The 15,391-nt window shown below is 67.1% G+C and carries 19 protein-coding genes; 14 read left to right on the forward strand and 5 right to left on the reverse strand.

Translation table 11 applies throughout. The features are described from left to right. The first annotated feature begins 72 nt into the window (after positions 1-72). The 5 genes from ADBZ5U_RS01310 to ADBZ5U_RS01330 all read left to right on the forward strand — a co-directional run bounded on the left by ADBZ5U_RS01310 (position 73) and on the right by ADBZ5U_RS01330 (position 3,415). The gene (locus ADBZ5U_RS01310) at positions 73-564 is read left to right on the forward strand and encodes a DUF779 domain-containing protein (protein ID WP_526261570.1); all 492 of its coding nucleotides are present in this window, start codon (positions 73-75) and stop codon (positions 562-564) included. Positions 565-593: 29 nt separating this feature from the next. After that, positions 594-872, forward strand: coding sequence for a putative holin (locus tag ADBZ5U_RS01315; RefSeq protein ID WP_526261572.1), 279 nt, complete (start codon positions 594-596; stop codon positions 870-872). Further along, a complete protein-coding gene (locus ADBZ5U_RS01320) occupies positions 865-1,677 on the forward strand; it encodes a hypothetical protein (protein WP_526261574.1) in 813 nt (270 codons plus the stop codon). The genes ADBZ5U_RS01315 and ADBZ5U_RS01320 overlap by 8 nt, the downstream gene beginning before the upstream one ends. A gap of 63 nt (positions 1,678-1,740) precedes the next feature. After that, positions 1,741-3,135 (forward strand): dihydrolipoyl dehydrogenase, encoded by a 1,395-nt coding sequence (gene lpdA / locus ADBZ5U_RS01325; RefSeq protein ID WP_526261576.1) that lies wholly within the window; start codon positions 1,741-1,743, stop codon positions 3,133-3,135. Positions 3,136-3,145: 10 nt separating this feature from the next. Beyond that, positions 3,146-3,415, forward strand: a complete 270-nt coding sequence (locus ADBZ5U_RS01330; protein WP_526261578.1) for a hypothetical protein — start codon at positions 3,146-3,148, stop codon at positions 3,413-3,415. Between the two features lie 5 nt (positions 3,416-3,420). Here ADBZ5U_RS01330 and ADBZ5U_RS01335 read toward each other — a convergent pair whose 3' ends face one another. Next, entirely contained in the window at positions 3,421-3,963 is a 543-nt protein-coding gene (locus ADBZ5U_RS01335) for a carboxymuconolactone decarboxylase family protein (RefSeq protein ID WP_526261580.1), read from the reverse strand. Positions 3,964-4,118: 155 nt separating this feature from the next. Here ADBZ5U_RS01335 and ADBZ5U_RS01340 point away from each other — a divergent pair, with 155 nt between their 5' ends. The 4 genes from ADBZ5U_RS01340 to ADBZ5U_RS01355 all read left to right on the forward strand — a co-directional run bounded on the left by ADBZ5U_RS01340 (position 4,119) and on the right by ADBZ5U_RS01355 (position 8,450). Continuing rightward, positions 4,119-4,937, forward strand: coding sequence for an acyl-[acyl-carrier-protein] thioesterase (locus tag ADBZ5U_RS01340; protein ID WP_526261582.1), 819 nt, complete (start codon positions 4,119-4,121; stop codon positions 4,935-4,937). Positions 4,938-5,196: 259 nt separating this feature from the next. Then, positions 5,197-6,489 (forward strand): isocitrate lyase, encoded by a 1,293-nt coding sequence (aceA, locus tag ADBZ5U_RS01345; protein WP_526261584.1) that lies wholly within the window; start codon positions 5,197-5,199, stop codon positions 6,487-6,489. A 67-nt stretch (positions 6,490-6,556) separates the two neighbouring features. Then, positions 6,557-7,429 carry a 3-hydroxyacyl-CoA dehydrogenase family protein gene (locus tag ADBZ5U_RS01350; RefSeq protein WP_526261586.1) on the forward strand — a complete coding sequence of 291 codons (873 nt, stop codon included), beginning with the start codon at positions 6,557-6,559 and terminating at the stop codon, positions 7,427-7,429. A gap of 142 nt (positions 7,430-7,571) precedes the next feature. Next, positions 7,572-8,450 carry a cyclopropane mycolic acid synthase family methyltransferase gene (locus ADBZ5U_RS01355; RefSeq protein ID WP_526261588.1) on the forward strand — a complete coding sequence of 293 codons (879 nt, stop codon included), beginning with the start codon at positions 7,572-7,574 and terminating at the stop codon, positions 8,448-8,450. Positions 8,451-8,474: 24 nt separating this feature from the next. Here the strand turns inward: ADBZ5U_RS01355 and ADBZ5U_RS01360 are convergent, their stop codons facing one another. Further along, positions 8,475-9,326, reverse strand: a complete 852-nt coding sequence (locus ADBZ5U_RS01360; protein ID WP_526261590.1) for a polyphosphate kinase 2 family protein — start codon at positions 9,324-9,326, stop codon at positions 8,475-8,477. Between the two features lie 10 nt (positions 9,327-9,336). Then, positions 9,337-10,053, reverse strand: coding sequence for a TetR/AcrR family transcriptional regulator (locus tag ADBZ5U_RS01365; protein ID WP_526261638.1), 717 nt, complete (start codon positions 10,051-10,053; stop codon positions 9,337-9,339). A 179-nt stretch (positions 10,054-10,232) separates the two neighbouring features. Between ADBZ5U_RS01365 and ADBZ5U_RS01370 the strand changes: the two genes are divergently transcribed. From ADBZ5U_RS01370 to ADBZ5U_RS01390, 5 genes are all read left to right on the forward strand, one after another. Beyond that, positions 10,233-11,546, forward strand: a complete 1,314-nt coding sequence (locus tag ADBZ5U_RS01370) for a DUF445 domain-containing protein (protein ID WP_526261592.1) — start codon at positions 10,233-10,235, stop codon at positions 11,544-11,546. Positions 11,547-11,638: 92 nt separating this feature from the next. Continuing rightward, entirely contained in the window at positions 11,639-12,046 is a 408-nt protein-coding gene (locus ADBZ5U_RS01375) for a helix-turn-helix domain-containing protein (RefSeq protein ID WP_526261594.1), read from the forward strand. A 66-nt stretch (positions 12,047-12,112) separates the two neighbouring features. Then, a complete protein-coding gene (locus ADBZ5U_RS01380; RefSeq protein ID WP_526261596.1) occupies positions 12,113-12,784 on the forward strand; it encodes a heparin-binding hemagglutinin in 672 nt (223 codons plus the stop codon). 62 nt (positions 12,785-12,846) lie between these two features. Beyond that, a complete protein-coding gene (locus ADBZ5U_RS01385) occupies positions 12,847-13,131 on the forward strand; it encodes a DUF2516 family protein (protein WP_526261598.1) in 285 nt (94 codons plus the stop codon). A 1-nt stretch (position 13,132) separates the two neighbouring features. Beyond that, positions 13,133-13,540, forward strand: a complete 408-nt coding sequence (locus ADBZ5U_RS01390; protein ID WP_526261600.1) for a DUF2599 domain-containing protein — start codon at positions 13,133-13,135, stop codon at positions 13,538-13,540. Between the two features lie 27 nt (positions 13,541-13,567). On the opposite strand, the gene ADBZ5U_RS01395 is transcribed toward ADBZ5U_RS01390, so the two are convergent. Both ADBZ5U_RS01395 and ADBZ5U_RS01400 read right to left on the reverse strand, forming a co-directional pair. Further along, positions 13,568-14,545 (reverse strand): LmeA family phospholipid-binding protein, encoded by a 978-nt coding sequence (locus ADBZ5U_RS01395; protein WP_526261602.1) that lies wholly within the window; start codon positions 14,543-14,545, stop codon positions 13,568-13,570. A gap of 15 nt (positions 14,546-14,560) precedes the next feature. Continuing rightward, entirely contained in the window at positions 14,561-15,352 is a 792-nt protein-coding gene (locus ADBZ5U_RS01400) for a carbon-nitrogen hydrolase family protein (RefSeq protein ID WP_526261604.1), read from the reverse strand. Positions 15,353-15,391 lie beyond the last annotated feature (39 nt).

Raw genomic sequence — 15,391 nt, forward strand, 5'->3', positions numbered from 1 at the left:
GGGTTCTGATGAGCGCTTGCGCGAAGAACGTCGGGTTCTGATGAGCGCTTGCGCGAAGAACGTCGGGTTCTGATGAGCGCTTGCGCGCCGCGGGCGCTGATCACCGCCGCCGCCGCTGAACTGGTGCTTTCCCTGCAGGACCGCCACGGCCCGGTGATGTTTCACCAGTCCGGCGGCTGCTGCGACGGTTCCTCGCCGATGTGCTACCCGGCGGGGGAGTTCATCGTCGGTGACCGCGACGTGCTCCTCGGGGTCCTGGCCGGCGCTCCGGTGTGGATCTCCGGCCCGCAGTTCCAGACCTGGAAGCACACCCAGTTGGTGATCGACGTGGTGCCCGGCCGGGGTGGCGGATTCAGCCTGGAGGCGCCCGACGGCGTTCGGTTTCTCAGCCGCGGCCGGGCCTTCACCGCGGCCGAACTCGAGTTGCTGGCCGCGGACCCACCGCTGACCGGTGCGGATTACGGGCGCGGTGAGCGCCTGGCCCTGCGCGACGACGTCGTGGCGAAGGACGCGACGGAGGCTTGCCGAATACCTGATCGGCACGCCGACGCAGATCCCCGGTAGGGCGGCCCGCGGACCGTATCGTCGAAACCGTGATACCCCTGCCCAGGGCATGGCTGCTCACAAGCGCTTTGCTACTCGGCTGCGTCGCGGGTCAGATGTCCGCGCTCGTCGCCAAGATGATGGTCGACGTTCCCGTCCGCCCTGATCTCCTCGTCGCGCTGGTCGTCGGCATACCCAGCGTGATTGGCCTGCTTCTGGTCGTCTGCTCCGGACGCCGATGGGTCACCACCGCCGGGGCGTTCGTCCTGGCGATGGCCCCCGGTTGGCTGTCGGTGCTGCTTTTGCTTCAGGTGGTGTCCGGTGACTGACATCGCCTCGCCGATCACCGGGCCGCACCAGTTGACGCCGATGTTCGCCACCGGTGCGCAGCCCACGCCGAACACCGAACCCAACCACGCTCCCATCTTCGACACCGGACCGCATCCGGACCCGTTGCAGGCCGTGACGGCGGAAACCCAAGCGGCGGAAACCCAATCGGCGGAGGTCCACCCGGTGGATGGGCAGTCCGACGGCGACTGGGCGTCAGCGGAATGGGACTCCGACGAGTGGGCTGCCGCGGAGTGGCGCAACCCCGACCCGGAACCGGCCGCCGATGAAGCGCCCCGGCTCGAGTCTGTTCCGGGCGGTGTCGATCCCGATCTCAACCTCGTCCTCGACGCGATCGACGGCGAGCCGCGGGCCCCCGTCCCGCAGGCCTTCAGCGAACTGGAGAACGTGGACACCGACACCTTCCTGGCGTCGGTCACCGGACACATGCAACCGGTGGTGGTCCCGGCCCATCCCGTCGTCGTCCCGGGTGCCTACCAGTTCGTCAAGCGCTGGAAGTTCGCACTGATCCTGGCGGGGGTGTGGCTGGTGTCGGCCGCAGCAGGCCTGGGTTTCTACTACTGGTGGTACACCGCGCTGAGCAAGACCATCCCGGTGTTCGGCGTGCTGGCGTACCTCACGGTCTGCATGGTGGCCAGCCTCCTGGTCTCGCTGGTGCCCAACCGTCCCCACGTGACCGCATCGGCGATAGCGCTCATGGGCGCACCGCTGGCGTCGATGGCGGCCGCAGCAGTTCTGCACGGCGCCTACTACTTCGAATGGATCGCCCGCCCGATCGTCGGGTGACTTCGCCCCGGTTGTCGGAAGACTCCACTCTTTCCGGCACCCCGCTCGGGCTAGGGTAAGCCCGTGACCCACTACGACGTCGTCGCCCTCGGCGCCGGTCCCGGCGGATACGTCGCGGCCATCCGCAGCGCGCAACTAGGTCTGAACACCGCCGTCATCGAGCCCAAGTACTGGGGCGGGGTGTGCCTCAACGTGGGATGCATCCCCTCCAAGGCGCTGCTGCGCAACGCGGAACTGGCGCACATCGTCACCAAGGAGGCCGCCACGTTCGGCTTCACCGGCCAGGTCACCGCCGATTTCGGCGCCGCCTTCGATCGCAGCCGCAAGGTGGCAGAGGGCCGGGTGGCCGGTGTGCACTACCTGATGAAGAAGAACAAGATCACCGAGATCAACGGCTACGGCAGGTTCAGCGACGCCAACACCATCGCGGTCCAACTCAACGACGGCGGCACCGAGACCGTCACGTTCTCCAACGCGATCATCGCCACCGGCAGCAGCACCCGGCTGATCCCCGGCACCGCGCTGTCGGCGAACGTCGTCACCTACGAGGAGCAGATCCTCGACCGCGACCTGCCGCGCTCGATCGTCATCGCCGGCGCCGGTGCGATCGGCATGGAGTTCGCCTACGTGATGGTCAACTACGGCGTCGACGTCACCATCGTCGAATTCCTGCCGCGGGCTCTGCCCAACGAGGACGCCGAGGTGTCCAAGGAGATCGAGAAGCAGTACAAGAAGCTCGGCGTGAAGATCCTCACCGGGACCAAGGTCGAGTCGATCGCCGACGACGGTTCGACGGTCACCGTGGTGGTCAGCAAGGACGGCGCGAGCCAGGAACTGAAGGCCGACAAGGTGATGCAGGCGATCGGCTTCGCGCCGAATGTCTCCGGCTACGGCCTGGAGACCACCGGGGTGGCGCTGACCGACCGCGGCGCCATCGCCATCGACGACCACATGCGCACCAACGTGCCGCACATCTACGCCATCGGAGACGTCACCGCCAAGCTGCAACTGGCCCACGTCGCCGAGGCGATGGCGGTGGTGGCCGCCGAGACCATCGGCGGCGCGGAGACCATGACGCTGGGCGACTACCGGATGATGCCGCGGGCGACGTTCTGCCAGCCGCAGGTCGCCAGCTTCGGCCTCACCGAGGAGCAGGCCAAGGCCGAGGGCTACGACGTCAAGGTCGCCAAGTTCCCGTTCACCGCCAATGGAAAGGCGCACGGGCTGGCCGATCCGACCGGCTTCGTCAAGGTGATCGCCGACGGCAAGTACGGCGAACTGCTCGGGGCGCACCTGATCGGGCCGGACGTCTCGGAGTTGGTTCCCGAACTCACCCTGGCCCAGAAGTGGGACCTCACCGTCAATGAGCTGGCCCGCAACGTCCACATCCACCCGACGTTGTCGGAGGCGCTGCAGGAATGCTTCCACGGCCTCGCCGGCCACATGATCAATTTCTAACGGTGGCGAAGTGAGGCCGGTGATCGTCGCCGGCGTCGGCGGTCTGCTGCTCGGCCACATTCTCTGGCTGCTTCTGATATCCATGGCCGCCGCCTCCTCGGCGACCAGCACCTGGGTCCTGTTGATCTCCCTGGTGGTGATCGGCGCGGCGGCCGTGTCGGGACGGCGGTCGTGGCGGCGCTATCAAGACAAGGACTTCGCCCGGGCCGCTTTCCTCGGTGCCCTGCCGGTGTCGCCGGTGCTCTTCACACTGATCGTCCTTGGGCAGACCTACCTGTAAGGGACTCAGTCCGGAAAGTCCATCGGAATCCGCAGGGTGGCCAGAAGGCCCGCGATCCCGTCGTAATGACCTGCGAGAGCGCAGAATTCGATGATCTGTTGGCGGGTCAGGGACGCCGAGAGCGCCGCGTAGGTCTCGTCCGATACCTCGCGGTCGAGGACGAACTCGTCGACGGCCTGCAGCAGTGCGCGCTGCCGGACGGTCAGTCCCTCGGCGGTGGGACCCTCGAAGATCCGCTGCAGCAGGGCGTCGTCCACCCCGCGGGATCGCCCCAGGCGGCGGTGCTGCTGCAGTTCGTACTCCGAATTGCGGAGGTGCCCAACCCGAAGGATCACCATCTCCTTCTCGAGCTTGGGCAGCTTGCCGCGGTTCAGCAGGCCATCCGAGTACAGCAGGAAGGCGAGGAAGAACACCTTGTGCTGGCCGATGGTCTCGAACAGGTGGAACCGCGGCGCCCGGATGGACCGGGCGCCGATCCTGGCGATGATCCAGTTGACCAGGCCGAGTTCGCGGCGGCCGCCTGGGGGAATGCGGGCGATGTTGCTCATCGGTGTCTCCGGTCCTGTTCTTCGCGCAAGCGCTCAGCGCATCCGGCGCACCCGCGAACCGCGAAGGTCTCGGTCGTCCGGACAGCGTACCGGCGCGCGAGACCGGCCTTCGGGTGGTTGGCCCTTCGATTGGGCATTTGGCATGATCGGCGGATATGGGAGCCGATGCGACCGGGAATACCGGTCTGGGCAAGGTTCTGATGCCCGTTCCGGACCCGCACCCGGATGTCTTCGATCGGCAGTGGCCGCTGCGTCCGGCCGACGTCGACCGGTTGGGCCGGCTCCGACTCGACGCGGCCACCCGCCACATCATGGACATGGGCCAGGACCACCTGCGCGAGTTGGGCTACAACGAAACCCACCCGCTGTGGATCGTCCGGCGCACCATGGTCGATCTGATCCGCCCGATCGAGTTCCAGGACATGTTGCGGCTGCGACGGTGGTGTTCGGGGGCATCCAACCGGTGGTGTGAGATGCGGGTCCGCATCGACGGCCGTAAGGGCGGACTCGTCGACACCGAGGCGTTCTGGATCAACTTCAACCGAGTGGCCCAGACCCCGGCGCGCATCGGGGACGACTTCATGGAAGACCTGCTGAAGACCACCGACGTCAACCGGGTGCGCTGGAAGTCCTATCTGAAGCCGGGATCACGCCAGGACGCCGACGAGATCCGGGTGTTCCCGATCCGGGTCAGCGACATCGACCTTTTCGACCATGTCAACAACTCGGTGTACTGGAAGGTCGTCGAGGAGTTCCTCGCCCCGCATCCCGAACTTCTGGAGGCGCCGCTGCGGGTGACCATCGAGCACGATGTGGCGGTGGCCTACGGTGAGAGGCTGGAGATCCTCTCCCACGTTCACCCGGCCGGTTCCACCGACAAGTTCGGGCCCGAACTGACCGACCGGACGGTGAGAACGCTCACATACCTCGTCGGAGACGACGTGAAAGCCGTCGCAGCGATCTTCGCGCTCTGACTTCGCCGATCCCCGCGCGGACCGCAATTGACCTGCCGTGTTGAAATCGCCGACCGCCTGCCCGGGCGGCCGACTTCGCAGTCTTGGCAAGTTAGGACCCCCTGCTGCCGAAGTCGGCCAGGTGCGACGTTTTGACCTGCGGATATCCGATATGGAAAGGTCTCGATGGCACAGCGCCCAAGGGGGACCTGGGTACGCGGTGAGATACGCACCGTTCGAGAGAGAACGAAGCCGGAAGACACGAGAAGGAGAAGTCCACATGCCCGTTTCCAACGTCGGAAAGCCCAAGAGCGCCGCTGATATCCAGCGCGATTGGGACACCAACCCCCGGTGGAAGGGCATCACCCGGACCTACTCCGCCGACGCCGTCGTCGCCCTGCAGGGCAGCGTCGTCGAGGAGCACACCCTGGCCCGCCGCGGCGCGGAGATCCTCTGGGACCAGGTCAACAACATGGATTTCGTCAACGCCCTGGGTGCGCTGACCGGCAATATGGCCGTCCAGCAGGTGCGCGGCGGGCTCAAGGCCATCTACCTGTCCGGCTGGCAGGTCGCCGGTGACGCCAACGTGTCCGGCCACACCTACCCCGACCAGAGCCTCTACCCGGCCAACTCGGTGCCCCAGGTCGTCCGTCGCATCAACAACGCCCTGCTGCGCGCCGACGAGATCGCCAAGGTCGAGGGTGACACCTCGATCGACAACTGGCTGGTGCCCATCGTCGCCGACGGCGAAGCCGGTTTCGGTGGCGCGCTGAACGTCTACGAACTGCAGAAGGCGATGATCGCCGCCGGCGTCGGCGGGTCGCACTGGGAGGACCAGCTGGCCTCGGAGAAGAAGTGCGGCCACCTCGGCGGCAAGGTGCTCATCCCGACCCAGCAGCACATCCGCACCCTGACCTCGGCCCGCTTGGCCGCCGACGTCGCCGACGTCCCGACCGTGGTGATCGCCCGCACCGACGCCGAGGCCGCCACCCTGATCACCTCCGACGTCGACGACCGCGACAAGCCGTTCGTCACCGGCGAGCGCACCGCCGAGGGGTTCTACCAGGTGAAGAACGGACTCGAGCCGTGCATCGCCCGCGCCAAGGCCTACGCCCCGTACTCCGACCTGATCTGGATGGAGACCGGCACGCCGGACCTGGAGCTGGCCCGGAAGTTCGCCGAGGGCGTCAAGTCCGAGTTCCCCGACCAGTTGCTGGCCTACAACTGCTCGCCGTCGTTCAACTGGAAGCAGCACCTCGACGACGCCACCATCGCGAAGTTCCAAAAGGAACTCGGCGCAATGGGATTCAAGTTCCAGTTCATCACGCTGGCCGGCTTCCACGCGCTGAACTACTCGATGTTCGACCTGGCCTACGGCTACGCCCGCGAGCAGATGAAGGCCTACGTAGAACTGCAGGAGCGCGAGTTCGCCGCGGAGGCCCGCGGTTACACCGCCACCAAGCACCAGCGCGAGGTCGGTGCCGGCTACTTCGACCGGATCGCCACCACCGTCGACCCCAACTCGTCGACCACCGCTCTGGCGGGTTCGACCGAAGAGGGACAGTTCCACTAGGCCCGCACAGACCCCGCCCGGTTCGCCGGGCGGGGTCTACTCATACCGAAATCTTCTGGGAGAGAACGTGACTGCAGCAGGAATCGAGCGCGTCGGGGTGATCGGCGCCGGCCAGATGGGCGGCGGCATCGCCGAAGTGTGCGCGCGGGCCGGCGCGGGTGTGGTGGTCTTCGACACCACCGAGGCCTTGATCGACAACGGCCGCGACCGGATGGTCAAGTCGCTGGAGCGCGCCGTGACCGCCGGCAAGATCACCGGAGATGAACGCGACCGGGCCTTGAAGAACCTCACGTTCACCACCGCGCTGACCGATCTGGCCGACCGCCAGCTGGTCATCGAGGCGGTGATCGAGGACGAGAAGATCAAAGCCGGCATCTTCAGCCAACTCGACGAGATCGTCACCGATCCCGATGCGGTGCTGGCATCGAACACATCCAGTATCCCGATCATGAAACTGGGTGCCGCCACCCGGAATCCCGGCCGGGTACTCGGACTGCACTTCTTCAACCCGGTGCCGGTCCTTCCCCTGGTCGAACTGGTGACCACCCTGGCCACCAGTGAGGCCGCCGCCGCCCGCGCCGAGCAGTTCGCCGGTGAGGTGCTTGGCAAGCAGGTCGTGCGCTGCAGCGACCGCTCCGGATTCGTGGTCAACTTCCTGCTGGTGCCCTATCTGTTGTCGGCGATCCGGATGGTGGAAGCCGGAGTCGCGACCGTGGAGGACGTGGACAAGGCGGTCGTCGCCGGCCTCTCGTATCCGATGGGGCCGCTGCGGTTGTCCGACCTGATCGGGCTGGACACTCTTCGGCTGATCGCCGACAAGATGTTCGAGGAGTTCAAGGAGCCGCTCTACGGACCTCCGTCGCTGCTGCTGCGCATGGTCGAGGCGGGACGGCTGGGCAGGAAGTCCGGTCAGGGCTTCTACGCCTATGGCGCCAAGTGACTCGATAAATCCGGCCGGAGACCGAACGTTGGGCTACCCTGGCCGGAAGACCTTGGGTCTGGTCGGGTCTGCCCGTTCGGGCGGGGCGGGGAATCGGGCAGCGGCCCGGCCGCACGGATCAGAATTTGAAGGGTAGCTGTCGATGACCAACCTCGACTCGGACCTGACTCCGTACTACGAGGAGTCGCAGTCGATATACGACGTCTCTAATGACTTCTTCGCACTGTGGCTGGGACCCACCATGGGCTACACCTGTGGGTACTACGAGCGCGACGACATGACCCTCGACGAGTCCCAGAACGCCAAGTTCGACCTCGCGTTGGGCAAGCTCGACCTTGAGCCCGGCATGACCCTTCTCGACATCGGCTGCGGCTGGGGCGGTTGCCTCGAGCGGGCCGTTCAGAACCACGACGTCAACGTCATCGGTATCACCCTGAGCAAGGCGCAGTCGGAATACGCCCGCCGGCGGCTGGCCAAACTCGACACCGACCGCACTATCGAGGTCCGGATGCAGGGCTGGGAGGAGTTCGACGAGCCCGTCGACCGAATCGTCAGCATCGGGGCATTCGAGGCCTTCAAGGTCGAGCGCTATCCGCTGTTCTTCGAGCGGGCCCATTCGCTTCTGCCCGGCGACGGTCGGATGCTGCTGCACACCATCCTCGCCCACACCCAGAAGTTCTTCCGCGACAACGGGATCAAGCTCACCCTCAGCGACCTGAAGTTCATGAAGTTCATCGGCGACGAGATCTTCCCAGGCGGGCGGCTGCCGGCTGTCGAGGACATCGAAAGACTCGCCGACGACTCCGGCTTCACCCTCCAGCGGACCCACCTGCTCGGCCCGCACTACGCCCGCACCCTGGACATGTGGGCGGCCAACCTGGAAGCCGAACGCGACCGGGCGATCGCCCTGATGGACGAGGCGACCTACGACAAGTACATGAAGTACCTGACCGGATGCGCCGACTTCTTCCGCCGCGGCATCACCAACATCGGGCAGTTCACCCTGGTGAAGGGCCAGTAGCGCGTGTCCGTACCCCGTCGCCGATCAGAGTTCGGCGACCTTCTTCCGCTCCGCCTCGACGTCGAAGTCGGCCTCCGGCCAGGAAAGGTTCAGCGCGGTCAGGGCCTCGATGAGCAGCTCGGTCACCGCCAGCCGGGCGTACCACTTCTTGTCGCACGGCAGCACGAACCACGGGGCCCGCTCGGTCGAGGTCCGGTCCAGCATGACCTGATAGGCCTCCTGGTAGGACGGCCACAGCTTGCGCTCGTCGAGGTCGCCCGGGTTGTACTTCCAGTACTTGTCCGGCCGCTCCAGCCGTTCGGTCAGCCGGGCCTTCTGCTCGTCGAGGGAGACGAACATGGCGACCTTCACCACCGAGGTTCCGGTGTCGATGAGCTCCTGCTCGAAGGTGTTGATCTCGTCGTAGCGCTGGTCCAACTCGTCGGCGGGAACCAACTGGTGCACCCGGACCACCAGGACGTCCTCGTAATGCGACCGGTCGAAGACGCCGATGTGGCCGGCCCGCGGCAGTGCCTTGTTGATTCGCCACAGGAAGTGGTGCGAGCGCTCCTCGGGGGTCGGCTTGCCGAAGCTGTGGTAGTCGATTCCCATCGGGTTTCCGGCGCCGACCACGTGGGTGACGATGCCGCCCTTGCCGGCGGTGTCCATGCCCTGCAGGACCAGCAGAACCGAACGGTTGTCGCCCTCCCTGCCGTTGGCGTACAGCTTCTCCTGGAGTTCGGCGAACTGCTCACCGCGTTCGTCGGTGATCCGGTCGGCGTCCTCGCGTTTTCCGCTGAAGCCGGGACTGGAGTCGGTGTCGATGGCGCTGACCTTGTCCCCGGGTCGGAACCGGAGCACCTCGGAGGGTTTGTGGGTCCACAGCTCTTTCGCCATGGCCCGAAGCCTAAGAGTTGAGAGAGGTCGTGGGTTGCAATCCGGGCAAAACCGGCGACGGGTGCGGCTCGGACCGGAACCGGTCCAGCGAGCCCCCCACCTCGACAATTCCGCACAGCGCGCTCCAACACAGCATGGTCAGGTAGTCGATCAGCTCGTCGCTGGTCATTCGGGGGTGCGACATCCAGGAGTGGGTGGCCTGCTGGACGCCGCCCACGATGAGGAAGGCCCACGGTTCGACCCCGCGGGTGTCCATGCCGGCCACCTGCATGCGGCGGCGCAACATGACCGCCAGCATCCGGGCGATGATCTGCTCGGAGTCGGCGATCACCTTGTTCTTGCTCGCCGAGGAATTGGCCATGACGAACCGGTACGGCTCCGGTTCGGCGGCGACGGTTTCGACGTAGACCCGGATCACCTCGCGGGTGAGGTCGTAGCCGTCGAGGTTCGACGCCAGCGCGGCCGCCATGTTGGGAATGAGGGTTGTCTGGGTGAAGCGCATCATCACCGCGGTGGTCAGGTCGTTCTTGTCGACGAAGTACCGGTACAGCACGGTCTTGGACACGCCGATCTCGGCGGCGATCTCATCCATGCTGACATCGCGTCCGAGACGGCGGATCGCGTCGAGAGCGCCGTCCACCAGTTCGGTGCGGCGTTCCACTTTGTGTTGATGCCAGCGGCGCTTTCGGCCGTCGGTCTTGATCGGCGTGTGCGCCGGCACGGGCACACCCGGTGCTCCAGGGTCTGTCACGATCGCCGGCTCCGTCCTAAAACTTCTTCACCGCGAAGTCTACCGGCGGGTGGCGGGAAGTTGTGACCGGCGGTCACACACAAATCTTTTTGCGCGGCCGGCGCTCGCTGCTGGCGAATCGCCGCCGGCGCCCGCGCCGAAATAGGGATGATGGGGTGGTGACCGCCCAACACCCGCGTCCGACCGCGTCGTCCTTTGCCGAATCGTTCGTCGGAGCCGACCAGGAGGCCGACGCCGAGCGGGCCCGCAGTCTGCGCCGGATGAAAGCGGTGGCGCTGGGCTTCCTGATCGGGGCGACGGTGATCTTCCTGCTGTGCCGTTGGGCGTTGTCCCAGGGCGGGCCGGGATGGATCGGGTACGTCGGAGCGGCCGCGGAGGCGGGGATGGTCGGCGCGCTGGCGGACTGGTTCGCGGTGACCGCGCTGTTCCGTCATCCGCTGGGGCTGAAGATTCCGCACACCGCGATCATCAAACGCAAGAAAGACCAGCTGGGGGAGGGGCTCGGCGCATTCGTCCGGGAGAACTTCCTGTCCCCGGAGGTGGTCGAGACCAAACTGCGCGACGCCGAGATCGCCAGTCGGCTCGGCAAATGGCTGTCCGAGCCTGACCATGCCGCGCGGGTGGCCGACGAGGCGTCGACGGTGCTGCGGGTGGGCGTCGAACTGCTCAACGACGAGGACATCCAGCAAGCCATCGACCGGTCCATCGTCAAGCGCCTCGCCGAGCCCCAATGGGGTCCCCCGGCTGGTCGGGTGCTCAACCAACTGCTCTCCGAGAACCGGCAGGAGGCGCTGATCCAGTTGCTGGCCGATCGGGCCTTCGAGTGGGCGCTCACCGCCGGCCCCACAATCGAACGAGTGGTGCTGCGGGACTCCCCGAGTTGGTCGCCGAAGTTCGTCGACCAGCTTCTCGGCGACCGCATCCACCGCGAGCTGATGGACTTCACCGACAAGGTCCGCCGCAACCCGAACCACGAGTTGCGCCAGTCGGCCAACCGGTTCCTCTTCGAGTTCGCCAGCGACCTGGAGAGCGACCCCGAGACGATCGCCCGCGCCGAGTCGGTCAAGGAGCAACTCATGGAGCGCGACGAGGTGACCCGCGCGGCGGAGACCGCGTGGAAGACCCTCAAGAAGTTGGTGCTCGACGGTGTCAACGACCCGGCCAGCGAACTGCGGGGCCGCATCGCCGACTCCGTGGTGCGGATCGGGGAGTCGCTGCGCGACGACGCCGAACTGCGCGACAAGGTCGACGACTGGATCGTGCGTGGAGCCCAGCACCTCGCCGGCCAGTACGGCGGCGAGGCAACCACGATCATCACCGACACCATCCAGCGCTGGGACGCCGAGGAGGCCAGCCGGCGCATCGAGTTGCACGTCGGCCGCGACCTGCAGTTCATCCGGATCAACGGAACCGTCGTCGGCTCACTGGCCGGGCTGGTGATCTACACGATCGCACAACTACTCTTCTGACCTGCGCTAGCTAGTGCTTGCAATTGTTAGCACCCTTGGTTACGATCTTCGTCGACATGCAAACGACAACCCTTCCGGCGAGGGGGCGACTGATGGCTCAGGAGTCAGACCTCGCCGCCGTTGTGAGCAACGCGGCTCAGGACATCGGAAGCTTCATCCGCAGCCAGCGGGAAGCCGCCGAGGTCTCGGTCCGGCAGCTTGCGGAGCGGGCGGGCGTCAGCAACCCCTATCTCAGCCAGATCGAGCGGGGGCTGCGCAAGCCGTCGGCGGAGGTGTTGAGCCAGATCGCCAAGGCCCTGCGGCTGTCGGCGGAAGTGCTCTACGTGCGGGCCGGAATTCTCGAGCCCGGACAGCCGGGCCAGGTGCACGACGCCATCATCGGTGACACAGCGATCACCGAACGGCAGAAACGCGTCCTGCTCGACATCTACACCTCGTTCTGCAAGCAGAACGAGGGCGCCACCCCGGCCGATCCCCCCGGGGCGACGCCTATCCGATAACCGGGCATTCCCGCATTCCCATCCGCCCACGTTTCACCCGAGAACACCGAAAGGAAAGCAGCCATCATGGCGAAGAAGACCAAGAACGAGAACACCATCGAAGACCTCAAGACCCCGCTGCTCGCCGCGGTCGGCGCCGCCGACCTCGCGCTGGCCACGGTCAACGAGATCGTCTCCACCCTGCGCGAGCGGGCCGAGTTGGCCGGCGAACGCATCGACGATCGGCGCGCCGCGCTGACCCGCCTGCAGGAGGAGCTGCCCAAGCGGACCGGGGAACTGCGCGGCAAGCTCACCACCGAAGAGCTGCGCAAGGCTGCCGACGAGTTCCTGGTGGACGCCACCGAGACCTACAACGGCCTGGTCGCCCGCGGCGAGGCCGCCTTGGAGCGGATCAAGGGCCAGCCCGAGTTCAAGGGAGCCGCCGACCGCGTCGAGGGTTACGTCGACCAGGCCGTCGAGCTGACCCAGGAAGCGCTGGGCAATGTCTCCGCGCAGACCCGCGCCGTCGGTGAGCGGGCCGCCAAACTGGTGGGCGTCGAGCTTCCGGTTCCGGCCGCGAAGGCACCGGCCGCGAAGGCACCGGCCGCCACGGTTCCGGCCGCGAAGGCTCCGGCCGCGAAGGCACCGGCCAAGAAGGCTGTCGCCAGGAAGGCCGCTCCGGCCAAGGCCGCTGTCAAGAAGGTCGTCAAGAAGGCTCCGGCCAAGAAGGCTCCGGCCAAGAAGGTCACCCAGAAGTAAAATTCCGGCGTTCGGCGACCCCTGTCGCCACCCTGAGGACGAGACCCGCCTACTCTTGAAGTGTGAAGCTTCAAGGTGTGGCGGGTCTTGTTCTTACTGTGCTGTTCTGGGCGGTGCTCGCGGCCACCGTGTACGCCTTCGTGCACGCGGCCATGCAACGCCCGGACGCCTACACCGCGGCGGACAAACTCACCAAGCCGGTGTGGCTCGGCATTCTCGGCGTCTCAGCGCTGCTGTGCCTGTTGACGGGCAGTTCCTTCGGCATGGTCATCGCCGCGGTGGCCGCCGGGGTGTACCTGGCCGATGTGCGGCCCAAACTTCTTGAGGTTCAGGGGAAGTCGCGTTGAGATGAGACGGGTTCTGGCGCCGGTGTTGGCCGCATGCAGCCTGATCGCGCTGCCGCCGACCGCGGCAGCGGACGGTGCCGTCCCGCCGCCCTATATCGGCAACGCTGCCTGGGTCAGCTACAGCGGCCTGCCCACCTTGCGGGTCTACCCCACCGCATCGGGTCGCGAGGTGGCCGGTTCGATGAGCAAGACGGCCGCCCAGACCGATGAGGCGTGGGCCGAGTTGGTGGCCCTCGCCCCGGACGCCGACACCGCGACCATCAGGTCGCAATTCCTGTGCCACTGGCGGTTCGCCGAGTTCGCCGAGCCCGGCAAGACCAGTTGGGACCTCGAATCCTGGCGGCCGGCGGTCGACGACAACACCATGATCCTCACCGGATGCAACCCCGGCGGCCCGGAGAAAGGCTGAACCGAGCCCGGTTCGTTCGCCGTCCCGTCAGAGTCCGGCGAAGCAGGGATCCTGCTGAGCGTTCGGGATGGTCGCGTCGCGGGTCACGAACCGCGCCGCCACCCCGCTGTCGGTCACCTCGACGCTTTCGGCGTGGATGCCCATCGGCAGATTCCTGGTCAGCTGGCCGGTGAAGGCATCCAACGCCGGTTGCACGGTTTCCCGGGGCAGGCTGAAGCCCAGCCCGGTCACCTTCGTCACCCCCAGCGCCAATCCGCCGTCGGCCACGGCGGGCCGGATCGTCACGGTGCCCAGCGGGCCCTGCACTTCCAGGGTGCCGGCCGCCGGGTCGGGGGTGACGCCGCTGACCAGTCCGCCGATGAACGGGAGCATGCCGGCCACGGTCTCCTTGATGCCGTCGGCCGTCCAGGTGACGTCGGCGTCCAGGGAACCCAGCGTCCCCGCCGAGTCGGCGGTGTGGTGCATCCTGACGTCGTCGAGGCGCAGCCGCAGTTTCATCCCCTTGGCTTCCCGGATCCGGTTGCCGGCTGTTTCCACCCGCATGTCGCGGTAGTTGTGGCTGAAGTGCTGAAGCAGGAAGGGGCGCACCCCGAAGGAGGCTTTCGCGCTGTCCTGCACCACACAGCCGACGGCGTCGGCGACGATCGCGTTGGCCCGGTGGCGGGCGTAGAACTCACCGCCGAGCAGCCCGGCCAGGGCCAGCGCCCCGATGATCACCAGGATCAGCGCGACCGAGAGCGGGTCGCGTAACAGTCCCCGGCGGGGCTGCTCGGGCTCGGGCGCCGGAGGCGCGACGTCGACCGGAGGTCCGGCCGGCGGCCCCGGCGGGGTCGGGAGGTATCGGGTGTCCGGCAGCGGGATGTGCTGGGTGGGCGGTTCCGGGAAGCCCGGCGGCGGCTGGTATCGGGATGGGTAGGGGTCCCGGGGCGGAATCGGACCGGGAATCTGACCCGGGTACGGGCCGGGGATCTGGCGCGGGGGCTGACCCTGCGGCGGGTTCGTCACCTGCGCGATTCTGCCCTACAAATCCATGCGTCGTCGATTGCGCAGTACGCCGACGGTGTCGCGTACCGTCGCGACGCAGTCGACGTCGACGTCGCACAGCACCAGTTCCGGGTCGCGGCCCGCGCTGGCGAGCACCTCACCCAACGGTGAGCTGACCAGGCTGCCGCCCACTCCGGTCGGGGCTGACCCCGCCGGTTCGGGGCCGGGATAGGCCTGCCCGGCGGCGGCGACGAAGCAGCCGGCGTCCAGGGCCCTGGCCCGCGCCAGCAGCGTCCACTGGTCCAGTTTTCCGGGGCCGGCACCCCAGGAGGCGCTGACGGTGATGACCTGGGCGCCTCGGTCGGCCAACTCGGTGTAGAGGTAGGGGAACCGGATGTCGTAGCACAGCGTCAACCCGACCCCGGTCCCGTCGACGTCGATGACGACCGGCTCCCGTCCCGGTGCGACGGTGCGCGACTCGGAGAAACCGAACGCGTCGTAGAGGTGGATCTTGTCGTAGTGCGCCTCCACGCCGGCGCCGGTGGCCAGCAGGGTGTTGGTGACCCGCCCGTCGGGCGCCGGGGCGAACATCCCGGCCAACACCGTGATGCCGGCGTCCCGGGCGACGGCCCGCACCCCGTCGGCCCACCGGCCGTCCAGCGGTTCGGCGACGCCGTCGAGTGGGACGCCGAACCGGCACATGGTGGCCTCGGGGAACACCACCAGCCGCGCTCCGCCCTCGGCGGCGCGCCGGGTGTAGTCGCCGACGACCGACAGGTTCTCGGCCGGGTCGGTGCCGGCCTGGATCTGCGCCAGTGCGATCCGCATGGACTCCAAGGGTAGTGAGCGGGTAGTGAGCGGGAACCG

The organism is Mycobacterium sp., from assembly GCF_040398885.1.
GTDB lineage: Bacteria > Actinomycetota > Actinomycetes > Mycobacteriales > Mycobacteriaceae > Mycobacterium.

Bases quoted from the DNA above. Each gene is read 5' to 3' on its own strand.
- ADBZ5U_RS01310 (WP_526261570.1), top strand. From the start codon at position 73: ATGAGCGCTTGCGCGCCGCGGGCGCTGATCACCGCCGCCGCCGCTGAA.
- ADBZ5U_RS01335 (WP_526261580.1), bottom strand. From the start codon at position 3,963: ATGAGCAACATCGCCCGCATTCCCCCAGGCGGCCGCCGCGAACTCGGC.
- ADBZ5U_RS01340 (WP_526261582.1), top strand. From the start codon at position 4,119: ATGGGAGCCGATGCGACCGGGAATACCGGTCTGGGCAAGGTTCTGATG.
- aceA (WP_526261584.1), top strand. From the start codon at position 5,197: ATGCCCGTTTCCAACGTCGGAAAGCCCAAGAGCGCCGCTGATATCCAG.
- ADBZ5U_RS01355 (WP_526261588.1), top strand. From the start codon at position 7,572: ATGACCAACCTCGACTCGGACCTGACTCCGTACTACGAGGAGTCGCAG.
- ADBZ5U_RS01360 (WP_526261590.1), bottom strand. From the start codon at position 9,326: ATGGCGAAAGAGCTGTGGACCCACAAACCCTCCGAGGTGCTCCGGTTC.
- ADBZ5U_RS01375 (WP_526261594.1), top strand. From the start codon at position 11,639: ATGGCTCAGGAGTCAGACCTCGCCGCCGTTGTGAGCAACGCGGCTCAG.
- ADBZ5U_RS01380 (WP_526261596.1), top strand. From the start codon at position 12,113: ATGGCGAAGAAGACCAAGAACGAGAACACCATCGAAGACCTCAAGACC.
- ADBZ5U_RS01390 (WP_526261600.1), top strand. From the start codon at position 13,133: ATGAGACGGGTTCTGGCGCCGGTGTTGGCCGCATGCAGCCTGATCGCG.
- ADBZ5U_RS01400 (WP_526261604.1), bottom strand. From the start codon at position 15,352: ATGCGGATCGCACTGGCGCAGATCCAGGCCGGCACCGACCCGGCCGAG.